Source organism: Sulfurimonas sp. (assembly GCF_041563495.1).
Lineage (GTDB): Bacteria > Campylobacterota > Campylobacteria > Campylobacterales > Sulfurimonadaceae > Sulfurimonas.
In genome coordinates this window covers 163,273-182,779 of the sequence record NZ_JBFFMZ010000004.1, presented here as the reverse complement: position 1 = coordinate 182,779, position 19,507 = coordinate 163,273, and the positions used below count along the sequence as shown (strand labels likewise).

Sequence of the window (19,507 nt, the reverse complement as noted above, 5' to 3'; positions counted from 1 at the left end):
AACCATTATAAACTAACAAAAAAATCTCATTAATACTTTCAAAAGTTGGAACACTAAATGCTATTTATCTACACTAATAGATAAAAAGGACAAATTATGTTAAAGTCACTTTTCTCCGGTGTATCCGGACTACAATCGCACCAGGTTGCGATGGATGTAGAGTCAAATAATATTGCAAATGTTAACACAACGGGATTTAAATATTCTCGTGCAAACTTTTCAGACCTTTTAGCTCAAACAAAAGCCATAGCTACAGCTCCCCAAGGTGCTTTAGGCGGTAAAAACCCTGTTCAAGTCGGACTTGGTTCTACTGTAAGTTCTATGACTCGTATTTTTTCACAAGGTTCAGTTCAAAACTCTGATAAAAATACGGATGTTGCGATTCAAGGAGATGGTTTTTACATCGTTTCTCCGGATGGTGGTAATACATACAAATATACACGTGCAGGTGACTTTAAGTTTGATGCAGGCGGAAACTTTGTAGATAATAATGGTTTTGTTACTCAAGGCTGGCTTAGAGATTCAGTAACAGGAAAAGTTGATTCAACTGCACCGATTACGGATATTAATATTCCTCCTGGACTTACAACACCGGCAAGTGCTACAGAAGATGTTGTGTTAAAAGCAAATCTTAACTCCGGGCCGCTTGTTGAGAGTTTCTCCCCTGCTTATGCAATAGCAACCGGGTCCAGTAATGTACAGCCTGCTGCAGTTGATGCTAACGGAAACGCAATTGCTTCAGGTGATATTGGTGTTATGTTCAATGAAATAGGAGAGGCTTTTTCTATTCAACAAGACCAGGGTGTATGGGTTTCATTTTTAAGTTCAAGTTTGACAGCGGGTACTGTTGTAGCTAATACGGCTTTAGATGTAACGTTTAACGTAGATCCGGAGCTTGGAATTGCAGGTAATGCTGTAAATATTACAGCAGTTGCAGGTGCAACTGTAGCTGAGACAGCAAACAATTATGTAGCTGCCATTAATGCTCAAAGCTCTATAACAGGTGTTACAGCAGCAGTAGATGCAGCTAATCAAATAACACTGCTAAATGATAATGGCTCTGCTTCAGCTTCTCACAATATCGATTTTGTAGTTACCACAGGTTCTGGACTAGCAACCGGTTCAAGTACAACAGCACACAGATATCAGTACAATACATCTTCGGCTGCAAGTGTTGCAGGTGGAGATAAAACTTTTACAACTATGGCAGATTTGAGAAAATGGATGGAAGATGAAGCTAATAATCAAGGTGGTGCAACTAATGGTATTACAATAGCAGTTAATGATGCAGGAAAGTTTGTTGTACAAAATCCAAATAGTGGCGTAGATGATTACGATATGAATCTTAAAGTTACGGCATATACAAATAAAGTAGCAGGTTCTGTTGTAACTGAAAATACTCGTTTTACTAGAAATATGGAAGCACTAAACTCTGTTCTTCCTCAGGCTAGTGGCGGTCAAGCTTTTTCACAAAGTTTTAATGCTGCTACACACTCAAGTTCAATCGATGTTTTTGATTCACTCGGGTCTAAACATACACTGAGAATGGAGTTTAGAAAAACTGCACTTGATACGTCAACAGGTAGTACATGGTCTATGTTAATAACTGTACCTGATCCAGCTACAATTGATACAACTGCACCTTATAATGAAAAAGCAGGTTCTATCCGTTTTAATAATGACGGTTCACTTTCAACTTATAATCCGCCGAATATTTCATTTTCCGGAAACAACGGATCAGCACCGGATCAGCAGGTAACACTTAGTTTTGGTACTGCGAATGCATTTGACGGTATGACAAGTTTTGATTCAGTTTCATCAACTTCAGGTATCTCTCAAGACGGTTATACCGGTGGGGATTTAGTAGGGATTAGAATCGATCAAAGTGGTACTTTAGTTGGTTCATTTTCTAACGGTCGTTCATTTGGTTTAGCGCAAATTGCTATGGCTAAATTTACAAATAATGAAGGTCTATCAACTGAAGGTGGGAATATCTTTATTCAAACTGCTAACTCAGGTGATCCGATTATCGGTACGGCTGCAACGGCTGGTCGTGGTTTCATTCAAGCTGCGGCTCTTGAAGCATCAAATGTTGACCTCTCTAGAGCATTGACTCAGTTAATCATCATTCAAAGAGGTTTCCAAGCAAATGGTAAAACCATTACAACGTCTGACCAACTTCTTCAAACACTCATAGGATTAAAACAATAAGTTTTTAATCCTATTTTGATATAATTCTTTCAATAAAATGAAGGAATTATGCATGCAATTCTCCGCTCCACTAAAATCAAATTCAAAAAAAGTAATGTTACTGGGTTCTGGCGAACTGGGTAAAGAAGTAGCTATTGAAGCTCAAAGATTAGGTCTTGAAGTTGTTGCTGTCGATAGATATCAAAATGCACCGGCTCATCATGTTGCTCACCGCTCTTACGTTGTAAATATGCAAGACAAAGATGCTCTTTTAGAGATTATTTACCGTGAAAAACCTGATTATATCTTACCTGAGATAGAAGCTCTCTCAATAGATGCCCTTTTTGCAGCGGAAGATAAAGGGTATAACGTAATACCGAATGCATCTGCAGTCAGTAAGACAATGAACCGTAAAAACATCCGTACATTTGCAGCAGAAGTTCTTGGGCTGCATACAGGTCCGTACGAGTTTGTAACTACTGAAGATGGACTAAGAGAAGCATCTGGTCGTATGGGTTATCCTTGTGTTGTTAAGCCTGTTATGAGTTCATCGGGTCACGGTCAAAGTGTATTGAAATGTGAAGAAGATGTTTCTAAATCTTGGGAGATTGCCAAAGAGGCTCGTGGAGATGCTAGTGAGCTAATTGTTGAAGCATTTGTTGATTTTGATTATGAGATTACAATGCTTACAGCAAGAAACGGAAAAGAAACAGTTTATTGTGAGCCTATAGGTCACGAGCAAAGAGATGGTGATTATGTTTTCTCATGGCAGCCGATGCAAATGAGTGATATTGCAAAACAAAAAGCACAAGATATGGCTAAGACTATAACTGACGGCCTTGGCGGTCGCGGTCTTTTTGGAGTTGAGCTTTTTATTAAGGGTGATGAGGTCTATTTCTCGGAAGTGAGTCCTCGCCCACACGATACGGGAATGGTAACTCTAATAACTCAGTCTCAGAGTGAGTTTGCACTGCATCTTCGTGCTGTTCTTGGTCTTCCTCTAGGATTCACGTTTTATGGAGATGGTGCATCTGCTGCTTTTAAATCAACTAAGCACAACTTTGCTCCTGTGGTAGATGTAGATGATTCTCTATTTAGTGATAACAGCTTTGTTAGAGTTTTCTCAAAGCCTGAAGCTCATGAAGGTAGAAGACTTGCTGTTGCACTTGTTTTTGATGAAGTTGAAAAAGCATTAGAGAAGTCACGTGAACTTATAGAAAAAGTAAGTGATGCATAAATGGAGATAGTTCTATTAGATGCTCTTACTTTTGGCGATACGGATTTAAGCGCATTTGATGCTTTGGGTAATGTTGAAGTCTATCAAACCACATCTTCAAGCGAGACAAAAGAGCGCATAACAAACGCCGATGTAATAGTAACTAACAAAGTCGTTATAAGTGATGAGTTGATGGCTTGCGCAACTAATTTAAAACTTATCTGTGTAGCAGCAACTGGGATGAACAATGTTGACTTGGAAGCTGCAGCACAAAGAGCTATAGAAGTTAAAAATGTAGCAGGTTACTCTACCGACTCAGTTATCCAACACACTTTTTCGATGCTTTTTTATCTTATGGGTCACTCAAGATATTATGATGATTATGTAAAAAACGGCACTTATTCAAATAGCCCGATATTTACAGATATATCAAAACCGTTTTTTGAGATAAAGGGAAAAAAATGGGGCATCATCGGCTTAGGTTCTATCGGTCGTGGTGTCGCAAATATTGCATCTGCATTTGGAGCAAAGGTCTGTTACAACTCAACAAGCGGTAAAAATGTCAGTAGAGATTTTTTACATGTAGAGCTAGAGACACTTTTGCAAACTTGTGACATTATATCTATTCATGCACCCTTAAACGATAAAACAAACAATCTTTTAGACTATGAACAGTTGTTAACTTGTAAAGACGGAGTCGTTGTTTTGAACCTTGGGCGTGGCGGTATCATCAATGAAGAAGCCGTTGCAAGAATTATTGATGAGAAAAACATCTTTTTCGGCTTAGATGTATTAACACGTGAACCGATGATTGTTAATCATCCACTTTTAAACGTAAAGAACAAAGAAAACATATATATTACTCCGCACATCGCTTGGGCATCTGTTGAAGCAAGAGATACTCTAATCGCATCTGTAGTAGAAAATATAAAGTCTTTGAACTCTTAATTACATAAGAGTCTATTTTTAAAAAGGAGATGATATAGAATTTACTCTCTTCTTTTCTGCCTTTTTGGCAGCTACAATCTTGCCTTTTTCATCTGAGGTAGCATTTGTCGCTGCTCTTAAAAATGATATGTCTTTTTTAAATGCAATGATTTTTGCATCCTGCGGAAATGTTTTAGCCATAATATTAAATTACTGGCTAGGATATTGGCTGTACGAAAAAACAAAGACAAAACTAGGACGTTCCAAAAGCGGAATCAAAAGTTTAGAATATGGACATAAACACGGCTACTTTATACTTCTCTTTACCTGGCTGCCAGTCATAGGTGATCCGCTAACGCTAGTTGCAGGTGTTTTAAGACTTAAGTTTGTTTGGTTTGTTATAGTCGCCGGCACTCTTAGGGTCGCGAGGTATTACTTCCTTGGTCTTGTGGTATAATAGATATCATGAAAACGCTTTTTTTATTGCTGATTTTTTTATCTACCCTTGTTGCATCTCAAAAACCTCTAGATAAAGTATCCCTGCAACTTATGTGGCTGGATCAATTTCAGTTTGCCGGTTACTACATGGCAAAAGAGAAAGGATTTTATAAAGATTCAGGTTTGGATGTAGAGATAAAAAAGTTTAAATATAAGATGAATACTGTTGAAGAAGTGACCAGTGGCAGAGCTACTTTTGGCGTAGGTAGATCAGGTCTTATAAAATCGCATTCAGAGGGCAAAAAAGTGGTTTTGCTCTCTGCTATTTTTCAATCCTCTCCTTTCGTTCTAATTGGTCTGGCATCTTCAAATATCAACAGTGTAAAGGATTTTGTCAATAAAAAGCTGATGCTAACACAAGACGCAGTTGAATCAGCATCTATCCGTGCCATGATTATGTCAAACGGGGTTGATGAAAATAAGATAATATATAAAGAACATAATTTTAACTTTAAAGAGCTTTTGGACGGAAGAATTGATCTCTATGCCGGATACACATCAAATGAGCCATATATTTTAGAAAAAAGAGGACTCTCTTACAAGATTTTTTCTCCAAAGGATGAGGGTTTTGACTTTTACAGTGATATATTATTTACTTCCCAAAAAGAAGTCCAAAAAAAACCATCAAGAGTAGAGGATTTTAAAAAAGCTTCACTAAAAGGTTGGAAATATGCATTTGACAATATAGATGAAGCCGTCAAAATTATATATGAAAAATACAATTCCCAAAACAAAACTATAGAAGCTCTGACTTATGAGGCAAAAGAGTTAAAAAAACTGGCTTATGTAGATGACATTAAATTAGGAAATATTGATGAAAAAAAGATACTCAGAATATTTGATGTATATAAAATCATGGGGATATCAAAACATAATTTAGATATTCAAGAGCTTGTTTTTGACAGTTATTCAAGTCTAATAACAACAGAAGAACAAAATTATTTAAGATCTAAAAAAGAGATAAAAATATGTGTACCTCCAGCGTCTCTTCCATACAGCGGAATAGAAAACGGTAAGTTTGTCGGGATTGGTGCGGGCATACTGAACATCGTCAGTGAGCATATATCAACACCATTTAAACTTGTAGAGACAAGTTCTTGGAAGGAGTCCATAGATAAGGCTATAAAAAGAGAATGTGATGTTCTTCCGATAGTTGAAGCAACACCTTCAAGGCAAAAGTACTTTAAATTTACAACATCATATTATGATGAACCGATGGTTGTAATAACAGATAAATCAAAAAATTATATATTGGATATCAATACAGTCTTAGATAAAACATTTTCAGTAGTCGCAGGAAACTCATACATAGAGACTCTTCAGAAAAAATACCCTGAGATAAAACTAAAAATCGTCTCTTCTCGTAAAGAAGGGTTTTTAGGTGTGCGAAGTGGTAAATATTATGGTCATATAGATATTATGATGGCTGCGGCATACTATATGCAACGCTACTCCGGGATGGATCTCAAAATCTCAGGACAGTTTGAAGATAATGTAAAAGTAAATTTCGGTGTCAGGAATGACGATGAGATCCTTTTTGGTATATTTGAAAAAATAGCACTAAGCCTAAAGCCTAAAGATATACAAGAAGTTTTAAACGAGTGGGTATCCATAAACTATGTAAATAATAGTGATTTTGGGTATATAAAAAGAGTTTTTGCTTTTATGCTTGTGCTGGCAGCTATTTTTTTATATAGGCAATATATTTTAAATAAAAAAAACAAAGAGCTTGAAAAATTACAGATTGAGCTTTTGGATTTGAACAAATCTCTGGAATCTAAAGTTGCGGATGCAGTGAGTGAAATTGTAAAAAAAGATGCTTATCTTGTGCATCAGTCACGATTGGCGCAGATGGGTGAGATGCTCAGCATGATAGCCCACCAGTGGAAGCAGCCGCTTAGTTCGATTTCCGCAATGCAAATAGCTATAAGAATGGCGATAGAGCTTGAAAAGTATGATCTGGGCAATGAAAAAGGCAGGGAAGATTTTTTAGAATTTTTACATCAAAAATTAGATAAGATAGGAGCAAACACTCAAAACTTGAGTCAAATAATCTCAGATTTCAGTGATTTTTATAAGCCAAATAAAAAATCAGAAATTATGCCTTTAGATAATGTAATAATAAAAGCATGTAATCTTATAGAAGACAATATTGATTTTCACTATATTATTTTAGATTTGGATTTGCATTCAGAGCTTTTTGTAAAACTGCATGAAAATGAGTTTATGCAGGTTATTTTAAATATATTAAGTAATGCAAAAGAGCAGTTAATAAATAAAAATATAGTAAATGCAAAGATTAAGATTAAAAGTTATGATGAAGATGAATATGCTGTTTTGGAGATAAGTGATAATGCAGGCGGAATCAGTGAAGATATCATAGATAATGTGTTTGACCCTTATTTTTCTACCAAATTAGAGAAAAACGGTACAGGATTAGGTCTTTATATGTCGAAAAATATTATAGAAGACTATCATGATGGTAGGATATCTGCTAAAAATGATAATGATGGAGCAGTCTTTACAATAAAGATTAAGTCAGAGAATATAGAAGAAAATTAATACTTTAGAGTAGAATTTGGAAATTTTTTAAATGGTGTGCATGAATGAGAAGTGATGTTTTAATTATTGGAGCAGGCGGTGCAGGTTTGGTTGCTGCCATAAATGCTAATGAGAGCGGTGCTAAAGTTAGATTAATAACAAAAGAATATCCTACAAGAAGCCAGACAAGCATGGCTCAAGGCGGTATAAATGCGGCTTTTGGCAATGTGAGTGAAGATAGTGTAGAAGCACATATAAAAAACACTTTGAAGTCTGCGCACGGAATCGCAGATGAAAAAGCGGTAAAACTTTTATGTGAGAGCGCACCGGATGCGGTAGAGTGGCTAGACACTATAGGCGTATGTTTCTCTCGCACCAAAGATGCAAAAATAGCTCAAAGAACTTTGGGCGGCGCATCTGCACCGCGTGCATGTTATGCTCAAGACTACACCGGTCTTAAAATCCTTCATACTCTATATGACAGATGCCTCAGCCTTGGCATCGAGATACTAAACGAGAGGTGTCTTTTAGATTTTATAACGCAAGAAACTGACAAAACAGATGTATACATCGGCGGTGCTACGGTTTTAAATATACGCACAGGAGAAGTAGAGAGTTATGAAGCTCCGGCTGTTATAGTCGCGACAGGCGGTTATGCACGCATCTATGACAAACACTCGACTAACTCAACCGCTTCAACAGGTGATGGCATAGCCGCAGCGATGAGAGCAGGTGCAAGACTCAGTGATATGGAGTTTGTACAGTTTCATCCGACGGCACTTAAAAACTCATCTATTTTGATCTCTGAGAGTGCCAGAGGAGCAGGTGGGCATCTCTTAAACTCAAAAAGTGAGAGATTCACAAATGAGTTGGCTCCGCGTGATGAAGTCGCCCGCGCCATAAACGATGAGATTCAAAAGGGTGAAAATATCTTTTTGGATATTCGCCACTTGGGTGAAGAGTTTATAGATGAAGAACTTCCTCAAGAAAGGAAACTCGCAAAGCTTTATGAAAATGTAGACCCAGCACATGAACTTATCCCTATCAAGCCGGTCGCTCATTATACGATGGGAGGAATAGAGGTAGATGAAAATTCTATGACAAAGATAAAAGGTCTCTATGGCGTCGGTGAGTGTGCTAATCACAAAGTTCACGGAGCAAACCGCCTTGGCGGGAACTCTCTTTTGGAACTGGTAGTCTTTGGGCGTGAAGCAGGCAAAAATGCTGCTCTTTATGCTAAAAATTTTGATAAAACCATAGATGCATCCAAGCAAACTAAAAAAGCTCAGGATTTTATTGCAGGAGTAAAAGACTTTACAAATGAGATAGACTTTTATGAAAAACGCTCGTTCATAGGAGATATTTTTTATAACAACGTAGGTATTTCAAGAGATGAGAGTGGACTTCAAAGTGTTTTAGAAGATATTCGTCAGATTCAAAGAGAAGTCTCTCTTATGGGTTTAAAAGATAAGTCAAAAATATATAACACGAACTTGGTAGAGTTCATAGAATTTGGGAATATGTTAGAGCTAAGTGAAATTATTTTAGTTTGTGCAATAAGCAGAAATGAGAGCAGAGGTGCCCACTTTAGAAGTGATATGCCAAAAGAAAATGATACGGCATACAAAGCCCATACTATAACTTGGAAAGAGGAAAGTCTTCTTTTTTCGGACTTTATGGAGTAAAAGATGAAAATTAAAGTAGCAAGATATACAACAGAACCAGAAGTTACAGAAACTGTTTTGGAGTATGAAGCAGAGATGAAAGATGCAACACTTCTTGAAATGCTAAATGAGATAAAAACCAAACAAGACCCTTCAGTAACATATGCCAGCGGATGCAGAAGCAGTGTTTGCGGAAGCTGCTCAGTGAGAGTAAACGGACGGGAAGTTTTGGCATGTGCATACAAAGCACAAAACGGTGACTTGGTAGAACCTATGAAGAACTCTCCTGTTATTCGTGACTTGGTGGTTGATATGGATAGGGCCTATGCATTTAACGCAAAAGCAAAAGCTTGGCAAAAATCCCCCGCTTCATCAGTAAGCCTGACTCAAGAAAATGAGAAAGTTAATGAGATTCAGAGTGATTGCATTCTTTGTGGGTCATGTTACAGTGCATGTCCTGTTTACGCGGTAAATGAAGAGTTTTTAGGACCGTTTTCGCTAACTAGAGTCTGGAGATATGTAAGTGATGCCAGAGAAAAAGACCCTAGTGATAAAATAGACTCTATTCAGACTAACGGTATTTGGGATTGTACTTTGTGCAATGAGTGTACTCTTGTTTGTCCACAAAGCATTTCCAGCAAGTCAGACATAGAAAAGCTGCGTTCTAAATCTGCAATGAACGGATACAGTGATCCTAACTTTGCTAATATGTTCGGCGGTGGATTTGGCGGAACTATGTTTGATGGAAGTCCGAGTTTTTAAGAGCCGGCTTTTATGCAGTTTTTACCTGCATTTTTTGCTTCGTAGAGCAGTTTATCTGCTCGTTTAATAACTGAGTCAAAATCATTTGGTAAATCAATCATCGTTACACCAAAACTACATGTAACTTTTATACTGCTATGAAATAGGTTGGAGTTTATATTCTCCCTTATTTTTTGCGTTAGTTTGAGAGCCTTTTGAAGAGAGCTGATTTTTAAAACTATTATAAACTCTTCTCCACCCCATCTTGCAAAAAAATCATCAGTCCTTATTGAGTTGGTTACAACTTTTGTAAACTCTTTTAAAATAATATCACCGACGTCATGTCCGTATGAGTCATTGATGTTTTTAAAATTATCTATATCAAAAAATAAAACTGCATATTCATTCTCATTTTCAACACTATTTTGCAAATAACTGTTTAAGGAACTTCTGTTATTAATGCCTGTAAGAGCATCTGTGTCAACTTCTTTTTTAAGTTGATGTATGTTTTGATGCGCATTTATTAGATCGTTCGAGTAGCGCGTAAATATGATATAAAGCAGGACATAACATATTAGCAAGATAATAAAGCTTGCAATGTTTAGAACTAAAAGAGAGTTTCTGTTCTCAAGTACGGCTTTTGTTATGTCTTTAGCTATTATAACCTTACCGACAGTCTTACCCGTATGATCTCTTAGACATAAATCGTTAAACAAAATATATGTCTTATCTTTGTTTTGTATGATTTGCTCTTTTTTATTTAGATCTATTTTATTTATAATCTCAGTATAGATAGGATCTTTTGAAATTACGGAAAAATCTCCGATGTTTTCAAAATCTGTTTTATGTGATAAGTTCTTTATGGTGGATGTTTTTACCAATATCTCCGATTTTACGTGAAGAAGATTATCAAGTTTATCTGCAAAATATTGAGGTTTGATTCCAAATTCTAGAAGACCTAAGTGTTCGTTTTTTCTGCTTATAAATGGAGCAGTAATACGATATGTCATACCGTTTTTGCCTGTTTCAAACCCAAAATAAGCTGTTTTACTTTTATTTGCTTTTGATACTATCGGACGGATGACGGTTAAGTCATCATCATAACTTGTTGGTTTATGCATACGTAATATTGTAGTGTTTTTGGTGTCAAAAAAATGCATTACATAGAGATTTGGATTATATTCTACAAGTTTTTTGTAGTCACTAAGTAGGTAGTTATAAAGTTTTTGTCTATCTCTGTTTTTTATCAAATCATAAGTCTCGTGCATATTTGTAAATTGAGCACTCACAGATACGTACTTGTCTTCTAAACTAGTGATAATATTTTCATAATGTAAGAGGGCATTTTTGTGAAGTCTACTCATTTTAGTGTTTATCATAAACTCATGATGTTGTATATCGTAATAGACTCTAACAATAAAAGCAATAAAAAAAATAATACCCAGAAGAAGCAGGTATTTTCTTTTCAAATTATTTGTGTTTGTTATATTCATTAAGAAAAGTATAGCATAATAACAAGCTTATAAATATGTTATAATCGTTGTTATTATTTTAAAAGGTTTTAATATGGCAAAAGAACACTCGTTTGATATTACTGCGAAGATAGATATGCAAAACTTCAAAAATGCTATAAATATGGTAGATAAAGAAGTAGCTAATCGTTATGATTTTAAAGGAACTACTTATGAAGTCTCTTATAAGGAAAAAGAAAAACTTTTAGTTTTGATTGCTTCAAGTGACAATAAGTTAGATGCCTTAAAAGACATAGTAGTCTCAAAGTTTTTAAAACAAGGTCTTTCGTCCAAGGTGTTGGATGAACTAAAAGTAGAAGATTCTTCGGGTAACAATCGAAAGATGACGTTTAAAGTCGTTGATTACATAGAATCAAAAGAGGCTAAAAAAATAACAGCAGAGATAAAGAAAATGAAACTTAAGGTAAATGCTCAGATAGAGGGTGATGCCATAAGAGTCAAAGGGAAAAATCTCGATGATCTGCAAAAAGTTATGAAAGAGATTCGTTCAGGTGAGTGGGAAGCTCCTTTAGTTTTTGAAAATATGAGATAAGGGAGTTAGAAAAATGTCTAAAGTAAGTATAGCAGATGCAGCATTGAAACTGGGAGTCTCAAAAGAGGCGATACATAATCGTATAAGAAGAGGCTCATTGCAGAGTGTTATGGAAGATGGTATTAAGTATGTTCTTCTGCCGCAAGGTTCATCGGTGGCAAACAAACAAACTACAAAACGAACTAACACTAAAGTGTCATCCCAAACAGATTCTAAATATTATAAACTTTTAGAAGAGCAAAATGAAAAACTGCAACTTAAAGTTGAAAAACTTGAAAGTGAAACAAGAACGCTTAGAGAGCAAAAAGAAGAGATGCTGGTTACAGAGAGAAATAAAATAGAGCAGATATATAAAGATAAAGATGAACAGTTAAAAAATATACTAAATGCCATATCTTCGAAGTTTATGTTAAATGCTCCAGATGAAGAGCTGGTTATAGAGAGCGAAGAGCTTGTTGAAGCAGAAATAGATGCCGAAGAAAAAGCTCCAAATGAGCTTATCTCTTTGAAAAAGTATTTAAAAGATGAAAATTACTCAGAAAAAAAAGCTCAAAAGATAAAAGAGAGATTCAAAAAAGCAGCAAAAAAAGACAGCAGGATTATCACGGTAGGTAAAAAATACTATATAAACCTAGCTAAGTTTGACTATAGTGATCTTTTACATAAATAGTCAAATCTTAATACTATAAATCACTGCTTTTAAGTGTTAAACCTTTAAGATGCGAGATGGGATAAGAGTAAGATATCCCATCTCCTCGACCTATAATATCTAACTTATGCATGACGCTAAAGATAATATGGTCAACTTTCTTGGTTGGAACAATGAACATCAGGTTCACATCAGTAGGTTCACTGTGAAGACGGTTGTAAAAGTTGTCCATTTCGTTTAGTCCCATACCATGGGCATCCATGATGGTTACACCGCCGGCACCTGCATCACGGGCTGCTATCAGTGCTTTGTCCTGATTTTTCCTCGGTACTATAACATGAACGGCAGAAAAAGGCATTTTGTATGAGTGTCTTTGTCCGGTTCCGTGTATATGAACTGTTGATAGTCCCATATCATTAGCATGTTCGATTGCTTGACGAAGTTCATCCATGTGCCTTTCTTCACGTTCATGTTCTCCTTTGATACCCATTTTCTCAGTTATAATCCCGTAAAGCATAACTGTTAGCATTGGAAAAAGTGAAGCAAAAGCGATAAGGCCAAAGCCGTCAATAAGAGGGTCACGTCCAGCTATATTGGTTGCAAGACCAAGACCAAGTGCCGCTACTAAAGGAACTGTTACGGTTGAAGTTGTTACACCTCCACTGTCATAAGCAATAGGTACTATATATTTCGGTGCCATAAAAGTAAGAACTATAACAAACAGATAACCTGACATGATGTAGTAGACTATTTCTCCACCGACAACGATGCGGTAAGCCCCCAAAGAGATGCCTATGGCAACACCGAGTGCAACAAAGAGACGAAGAATAAAGTCATTTATTTTGCCGTCACTTATCTCTTTTGCTTTTTTTGCAATGGCGGTCAGTGAAGGTTCAGCCATAGTGGTCGAGAAACCTATGAGAAAACCAAAAGAGTATATAATGATATTGTTGTCATATTGAGTAAGCTCAAAAGCCATAGTCTCACCAACTGAGAACAGACCCATCTCCAAACCGACAATAAAAGCGTCTAAACCTATGATCACCAGCCCAAAACCTATAATTACCTCTTTCAGATTATCAATAGATTTTTTTAGAATTACATATTGGAAGAAAAGAATAACTCCCAAGATAGGAATAACATCTATAATAACGCCAATAAGACCTTTTAAAATATTTACTACATTAAAATCAAATTCAACAGAGTTATTTATAGCTACTGCTTCAGTTATCGGAGCTAAAACAGGTATATTTTCAACGGCATCAACAAATTCATATACAAACATCCCGTAAAACTGTACAAATATCATAGGGGTCAAAGATGCAAAAGCTATAAGCCCAAAACCGTCTAATACAGGATTTCTTCCCTTGATAGTAGATGCCAGACCAATTCCAAGTGCTGCAACAAGAGGAACTGTTACAGTTGAAGTTGTAACACCGCCCAAGTCGTAAGCAAGACCTACAATCTCTTTTGGTGCAAAGCCTGTAGCCGTTACAACCATAACATAGCCGGCAATGATGTAGTAATGAATCGGGTGACCTTTAACGATTCTCCAAACACCTAAAACTATGGCAAATCCGACTGAAAATGCAACTACAAGTCTAAGAGTGTTTGCATCTATCCGTCCATCACTAATGCTTGCAGCTTTTTGTGCAATTACAATAAGTGCCGGTTCAGCAACAGTAGTCCCAAAGCCTATCATAAAGGCAAAAACAACTATCCATTTTATGGAACCTTTTCTCGCAAACTCACTTGCAAGTCCCTCTCCAACAGGAAAAATTCCCACCTCAAGTCCCAAAAGAAATACAGCAAGACCAACACCGACTATAGCCAGCCCTATGGCCGTACTTAGCCAGTTCTCAGGCACACTTTGAATAATCGCTAGCTGAAAGAACATAATAACAAGAATGATAGGAAGTAAATCCCTGAATGATTCTTTTAGTAGTTTTAAAAATGAAGCTATGCTTAACACTGGTCACCTTTATGTAAATTATAATGAAATATTATCTTAATATTGCTAAAATTAAGGATAAATATAAAAAACTATTAACTAGAGATGATGAAATTTTAAGTATGTTATAGGTACACTTTCATCTCCAATTAAGGACAGCTGGCCGAGTGGTCGAAGGCGCTCGCCTGGAACGCGGGTATAGGGCAACCTATCTAGGGTTCGAATCCCTAGCTGTCCACCATTAAACTCAAAACTAGTTTTTACCGATATAACAATTAACAAAACAATTAAAGGGCCGTATTTATGGAAATAACGTTGCTGTTGAAATCTATTATGGGCTTGGTTGTAATTTTAGCTCTTTTAATATTTCTTTTATTTTTACCGTCTAGTCGCAAAAAAAGGGAGGTAGAGTTGCCCTCAAAAGATGAAACCCCTTCTCAAAAACGACCTGCAGATACGGACTTGCAATCCCTTAGAGCTATAATAAAAAAGAAAAAAACAACTACGAAAGAACTTGAAGAGGCTCTGGATTTAATCATAAAATATCATGGTAAGGTCCATGAAAAGCTCGGACAAAGAGCGCATCCAGACTTTGACGTATATATGGACATTCTTTTTACAATATGCAGGCATCCAAACACAAACAAAGATATCGTTATAAAGTTTGATAGAGAGCTGGGGCAATTGAATCCTGAGTATAAAAAAGAGATAAACGAGGCTATAACTAAAGGACTAAACTCCAGAAGAGTTCAGTAAAGTACCCAAACCCATTATCTATTGCCAACTAGAGATTAGTTTTTTTAGGTTGTTAAAGATATTATTCATGTGATTTTTAAACGAGCTGTCTAATTCAAAACTATTAAGCATATCTTCAATGGCAATAGTGCTAAGTATTGTCTTACCATCTTTTTCATATACAGAAATTCTACACGGCAAATAAGCGGAGATTTCCGGATGCATACTCAGTGCTTCTTGTGCTGCAACAGGATTACATATTTCAAAAACAGTTATCTCTTTTTCAATGGGAAAGCCTTTTTCTTTTAGAATTTCTTTAAAGTTGTATTCTTTTAGGACACCAAAGCCTATCTCTTTGGCTTTACTTTCCATCTCTTGTTTTACAGTAGCTAAACTACTTTTTGATTCAATTGTATAAAGCATCCTACATCCTTTTTATATAAAATCTAAGATAAGTATAGCAAATGTTTGTGAGAAAGTTATTAGTTAAAACTAAACTCATGAAGAGTCTAGTTGTGATGTCTAGTGGATTTTTCTTCTTTTAGCATAGCAGATAATAGTTCTACAACTTTTTTGCTTGCTTCTTCAGCGTGATTGAAATATGTCATTACATTTTGGGACTCTTGTGTACATGTTCCGTTTGTAACGCACTCAACAGCCTTTTTAATATTATCATGAACATCTTTATGTGGTGCTGCCATTTTTGAATAACTTGAACAATTGCCAAATTTCTCTTTGCCTGTTCCATTAAAATACCAGTTACCGAGTCTGCACTCTGTATCTGATAAAAAGTTACCTTTAACTTCTCCGCTAAATACTGTTTTGTAACCGTTAGCTTTGAATATAAGATGGTCAAGCTTGCTGAGTACCATAAATATTGCATAGGTAACGTCTTGGTTTTCTATAGAGATAGCCTGAGAATTTTCTGATAATTCTTGCATCCTTCCTTGAAATATATCCATCTGTTCATTTGAACTTGTAGATAACTCTTCCATGGCTTTTGAGTGTTCGTGTACTTCTTGGGTGTTTTGCTTTAAGCCTTGTACGGTGATTTCTACTTCACTTGTAGCTTTTTGAGTACGTTCTGCAAGTTTACGTACTTCGTCTGCAACGACTGCAAAACCGCGACCATGCTCACCTGCACGCGCAGCTTCAATGGCAGCATTTAAAGCAAGAAGATTTGTTTGGTCCGAGATGTCTTTAATAAGACTTATAACATTGGAAATATTTTCAACATTGTTATTTAAGGTATTGACCTGCTCAAAAGTACTCGTGATATGCTCAAGCAGAGTGTTCATAGTCTGTGATAGCTCATTAACATCGTTTGAACAATTGTCTGTATGCCCATTGTTAGTCGAGTTTCTTTTATCTATGTCTTCTAATGCTATAAGATTGTCACTTAGATCCTCTTGTATTATTTTAAGATCTCTATCACAACCATGTGTCAAACCATGTGTAAGTGAGCGAATAAGTTCATTCATAATTCTGTCTTCATTTGAATGGCTTAATTCTCTCTCTAGTTCTGAAATTCTAGTGTGAGCACTTTGAAGTTCACCTTTAAGAGTATTTATTTCTTTAACTTTTGTCTCTAAATCAGCTTCGAGCTTGGCAGAATTTCCAAATAACATATTTTAACACCTTCTTTATAGCATTGTTTTATCTATGATACTACCGAGTATATTATAAAGACATTAAAAAAGTGATAAATTGTAAAAATAATATTACGTCAGTTCAATCATCTCCGTAGCTTTACCTTGAATAACGTGTATATCTCTTTCACGAAGTTTGTTAAGGGTATCCATATCCATTACACCTGCAGCTATTAGAGTTATTCCGACAGTATCAGTGATTAGTCTAAGTGCAGATAGAGCCTGATCAGTTTGGCTTAGGAAGTAACTGCTCTCGCCTTTGATGTATACAGGACGTAAATCTTGTAAATACTGATAATCAACACTCTCTCCAATAAATTCAAAAACACCCATATCAATGTTATATTTTTCGAATAACGCTTTATATCTTTTTACAAAAGCAGAATTTTGGCGAACCAGTTTATCCGGCATCTCTATGATAAGTTTAAAAGGAAGATTCTGAGCATATACGCTAAATAACTCACTCATCTCATTAAAAGTCTCTTGCTGTTGTAAATAATCATACGGAAGTCTGAGTGAGCATGTTGAACCTTTTAAAGTCATGTCAGGAGTCTTGAACATCATGTTTAAAACATTTTGATAGATCTTATCACTCAGTCCGGCTTGATTTGCAGGAGCCATGAACTGACCGTAGTAGTAAGTTGTATCTTTATCGACTTTAAGGGTAAGGCTGAGAACATTATGTGCAATTTTTCTTCTTTTTGCATCTACTGCTGTCCATGAGACAAAGTTGAAATTATTTGTCTCTATGGCAGCGTTAATTATTTTTCTCCATGCCTCTTTACCCATAACTTCAACGGTATTTTCAGCTTTTGCTAAATGAATATTATCGTCGTTAAATTTTGCTTGTGCAAGTGCATTATCAGAGTGTGAAAGAAGTTGCCCGATGTTTTCTTTGTAGTTATATGCATAAAGACCAAGAGATACAAATGTTTGTTTAGTGTCAAGTTCAAAACCTTTTATAACTCTTTCACAAGAGCTATAGATATCTTTTGCTAAATCTAGCCCATCTTTATCTGAACAGTCTGGAAGTAAAATAGAAAACTCTGTACCATTCATTCTTGCAACAATAGAGTTGTCATAGTTGGTAGCATGAGCATCAAAAATATGTGCAACAGCTAAAAACAATCTATCTACTTCTTGATGGCCAATTTGCTCATTTGCTTCGATTACACCGCTAAGTGCTATCATCATATTGATACCGCCTTTTGAGCTGGCATCGATTTTGAGATATTCCGGTAGTTTATCAATAAGATATTTACGGTTTCTGAGTTTTGTTGCTTTATCTATGTACTCAAGCTCTTTTTGACGTTTAAGTTCTTCATTTCCTTTGTCAAACATAGCTTTTACTTTTGATACCATATTATTCATACCAAGGACAACATCTTTAAACTCTTTTGTATATGGAATATTTTCCTGAATAATAAACTCATTTCTTATAACTGCTTCGGCTTGTTTTTGAACCTCTTTTAAAGGTTTTAGTATAGCTACAAGAAGAAGGTTTAATATGATAAGACCGATAAAGGCAATAATACTAAATGAGACAAGCAAGCCAATCAAGATGGAGTATAACTGTTTGTAGGCATAAGCGGCATCACTTTGAACTTTTAGTATTCCAACCTGAGACCATCCTGCAGAAACATTTGCAGATGCAACAGGTGCTTTGATATTTATAGCATTAATAAACCACTCGGGTACATCAAGAATCTTTTGTTCAATCTCTCTTTTATATATCACATTGTCTTCAATATCCAGAAGTGTAATATAATGATAATATCCGCTGTCAAAACTTGCATTTATCATAGTAGACATCATACTAAGGTCACCTTGCGCAGTTCCAAGAGATAGACTTAGTGAGGAAGCAGTATTTTTTGCATCTGTATAAAGTCTGTCTTGTACCGATTCATTCGCGCTTTTAAAGTTTAAGACGAGAACCGTCATTAAGATGATTACTAAAAATGTTGATAGCATCAATGCTATTTGTTTAAAGAGTGTCATATTACTTTCCTTTTGATGTTTTCTATAAGTTGATCCCATTTTCTACCAACTTTTTGATTTTTTACTTTTTTTCCTGTTGATATTTTTTCGATTTGTCCTGCTTGAAGTCTGTAAATAGGTGTCAAATCTTTTCTTTTGTTAGCCGGCAGGACTTTAAAGTTGTTATTGTCTAAAATAAGTGGCATTGCCGATGGCTTTTCATAATATGCCAAAACCATATGCGCTTCTTTAAATTTTGTAGATTTAACATAGAAGAAAAACAGTTTTTTCACATCCATTCCCAGATATTGTAATGCAAAATATTTTGCTATAACATAATCTTCACAGTCGCCTTTATCTCTTCCGAGAAATTCATACGGAGTAGCCCAATAATCGCTGACACCATAATTAGTTTTGTCACTTACGTATCGAACGTCATTATAGAATTTATTTACTCCATTTAGCTTTTCAAAGTCACTGCTGCCTTTTAGAGAATCAAAAGTTTTTTGTTGAAAATAAAATCTTTTTTTTGCAAATATCTTATATTTTTTACCTATCTTTTCAATTAGATCTTTGTCTGCGTAGGGCTCTGCGAACACAGAAGAGATATTTATAAATAGTAGGGATAGAAAAAAAAGCATCTTCAAATTACTCATGTAATGATTATATCCAAACTTCTCTGACATCAAATAAAATATTTTTACA

At 35.7% G+C, this 19,507-nt stretch carries 16 protein-coding genes, 1 tRNA gene and 1 pseudogene; 11 read left to right on the top strand and 7 right to left on the bottom strand.

All coding sequences use genetic code 11. The features are described 5' to 3' along the window. The first annotated feature begins 96 nt into the window (after nucleotides 1-96). The 7 genes from flgE to ABYK18_RS05865 all read left to right on the top strand — a co-directional run bounded on the left by flgE (nucleotide 97) and on the right by ABYK18_RS05865 (nucleotide 9,798). Entirely contained in the window at nucleotides 97-2,211 is a 2,115-nt protein-coding gene (flgE, locus tag ABYK18_RS05895) for a flagellar hook protein FlgE (protein WP_373035722.1), read from the top strand. Nucleotides 2,212-2,263: 52 nt separating this feature from the next. After that, the gene (purT, locus tag ABYK18_RS05890) at nucleotides 2,264-3,427 is read left to right on the top strand and encodes a formate-dependent phosphoribosylglycinamide formyltransferase (protein ID WP_373035721.1); all 1,164 of its coding nucleotides are present in this window, start codon (nucleotides 2,264-2,266) and stop codon (nucleotides 3,425-3,427) included. Continuing rightward, nucleotides 3,428-4,354, top strand: coding sequence for a D-2-hydroxyacid dehydrogenase (locus ABYK18_RS05885; RefSeq protein ID WP_373035720.1), 927 nt, complete (start codon nucleotides 3,428-3,430; stop codon nucleotides 4,352-4,354). A 64-nt stretch (nucleotides 4,355-4,418) separates the two neighbouring features. Further along, entirely contained in the window at nucleotides 4,419-4,790 is a 372-nt protein-coding gene (locus ABYK18_RS05880) for a YqaA family protein (protein WP_373035719.1), read from the top strand. An 8-nt stretch (nucleotides 4,791-4,798) separates the two neighbouring features. Next, nucleotides 4,799-7,393: an ABC transporter substrate-binding protein gene (locus ABYK18_RS05875; RefSeq protein ID WP_373035718.1), complete on the top strand. Its 2,595-nt coding sequence runs from the start codon at nucleotides 4,799-4,801 to the stop codon at nucleotides 7,391-7,393. A 44-nt stretch (nucleotides 7,394-7,437) separates the two neighbouring features. Beyond that, complete coding sequence (locus ABYK18_RS05870; RefSeq protein WP_373035717.1) at nucleotides 7,438-9,057, top strand: FAD-dependent oxidoreductase; 1,620 nt, start codon at nucleotides 7,438-7,440, stop codon at nucleotides 9,055-9,057. 3 nt (nucleotides 9,058-9,060) lie between these two features. Further along, nucleotides 9,061-9,798: a succinate dehydrogenase/fumarate reductase iron-sulfur subunit gene (locus ABYK18_RS05865; RefSeq protein WP_373035716.1), complete on the top strand. Its 738-nt coding sequence runs from the start codon at nucleotides 9,061-9,063 to the stop codon at nucleotides 9,796-9,798. Here the strand turns inward: ABYK18_RS05865 and ABYK18_RS05860 are convergent. Further along, complete coding sequence (locus tag ABYK18_RS05860; RefSeq protein ID WP_373035715.1) at nucleotides 9,795-11,270, bottom strand: diguanylate cyclase domain-containing protein; 1,476 nt, start codon at nucleotides 11,268-11,270, stop codon at nucleotides 9,795-9,797. The two genes, ABYK18_RS05865 and ABYK18_RS05860, sit on opposite strands and share 4 nt — an antisense overlap. Nucleotides 11,271-11,343: 73 nt before the next feature. Here ABYK18_RS05860 and ABYK18_RS05855 point away from each other — a divergent pair, with 73 nt between their 5' ends. Continuing rightward, nucleotides 11,344-11,841, top strand: a complete 498-nt coding sequence (locus ABYK18_RS05855; protein ID WP_373035714.1) for a YajQ family cyclic di-GMP-binding protein — start codon at nucleotides 11,344-11,346, stop codon at nucleotides 11,839-11,841. 13 nt (nucleotides 11,842-11,854) lie between these two features. Continuing rightward, entirely contained in the window at nucleotides 11,855-12,511 is a 657-nt protein-coding gene (locus ABYK18_RS05850) for a DNA-binding protein (protein ID WP_373035713.1), read from the top strand. Nucleotides 12,512-12,524: 13 nt separating this feature from the next. On the opposite strand, the gene ABYK18_RS05845 is transcribed toward ABYK18_RS05850, so the two are convergent. Then, nucleotides 12,525-14,462 (bottom strand): DUF1538 domain-containing protein, encoded by a 1,938-nt coding sequence (locus ABYK18_RS05845; protein WP_373035712.1) that lies wholly within the window; start codon nucleotides 14,460-14,462, stop codon nucleotides 12,525-12,527. Nucleotides 14,463-14,594: 132 nt separating this feature from the next. Here ABYK18_RS05845 and ABYK18_RS05840 point away from each other — a divergent pair. Then, nucleotides 14,595-14,682 (top strand) — tRNA-Ser (locus ABYK18_RS05840). Between the two features lie 62 nt (nucleotides 14,683-14,744). After that, the gene (locus ABYK18_RS05835; RefSeq protein ID WP_373035711.1) at nucleotides 14,745-15,197 is read left to right on the top strand and encodes a hypothetical protein; all 453 of its coding nucleotides are present in this window, start codon (nucleotides 14,745-14,747) and stop codon (nucleotides 15,195-15,197) included. An 18-nt stretch (nucleotides 15,198-15,215) separates the two neighbouring features. On the opposite strand, the gene ABYK18_RS05830 is transcribed toward ABYK18_RS05835, so the two are convergent. The 5 genes and pseudogenes from ABYK18_RS05830 to ABYK18_RS05810 form a co-directional block, all read right to left on the bottom strand. Then, nucleotides 15,216-15,599, bottom strand: coding sequence for a DUF302 domain-containing protein (locus ABYK18_RS05830; RefSeq protein WP_373035710.1), 384 nt, complete (start codon nucleotides 15,597-15,599; stop codon nucleotides 15,216-15,218). Nucleotides 15,600-15,685: 86 nt separating this feature from the next. Continuing rightward, nucleotides 15,686-16,048 (bottom strand): CZB domain-containing protein, encoded by a 363-nt coding sequence (locus ABYK18_RS05825; protein WP_373035798.1) that lies wholly within the window; start codon nucleotides 16,046-16,048, stop codon nucleotides 15,686-15,688. A gap of 75 nt (nucleotides 16,049-16,123) precedes the next feature. Next, nucleotides 16,124-16,474 (bottom strand): annotated as a pseudogene (locus ABYK18_RS05820) (methyl-accepting chemotaxis protein); the annotation flags it as partial. A gap of 423 nt (nucleotides 16,475-16,897) precedes the next feature. Further along, nucleotides 16,898-18,823: a LapD/MoxY N-terminal periplasmic domain-containing protein gene (locus tag ABYK18_RS05815; protein WP_373035709.1), complete on the bottom strand. Its 1,926-nt coding sequence runs from the start codon at nucleotides 18,821-18,823 to the stop codon at nucleotides 16,898-16,900. Next, on the bottom strand, nucleotides 18,820-19,458 hold the full coding sequence (locus ABYK18_RS05810; RefSeq protein WP_373035708.1) for a transglutaminase-like cysteine peptidase: 639 nt from the start codon (nucleotides 19,456-19,458) through the stop codon (nucleotides 18,820-18,822). The genes ABYK18_RS05815 and ABYK18_RS05810 overlap by 4 nt, the downstream gene beginning before the upstream one ends. Between the last annotated feature and the right edge of the window lie 49 nt (nucleotides 19,459-19,507).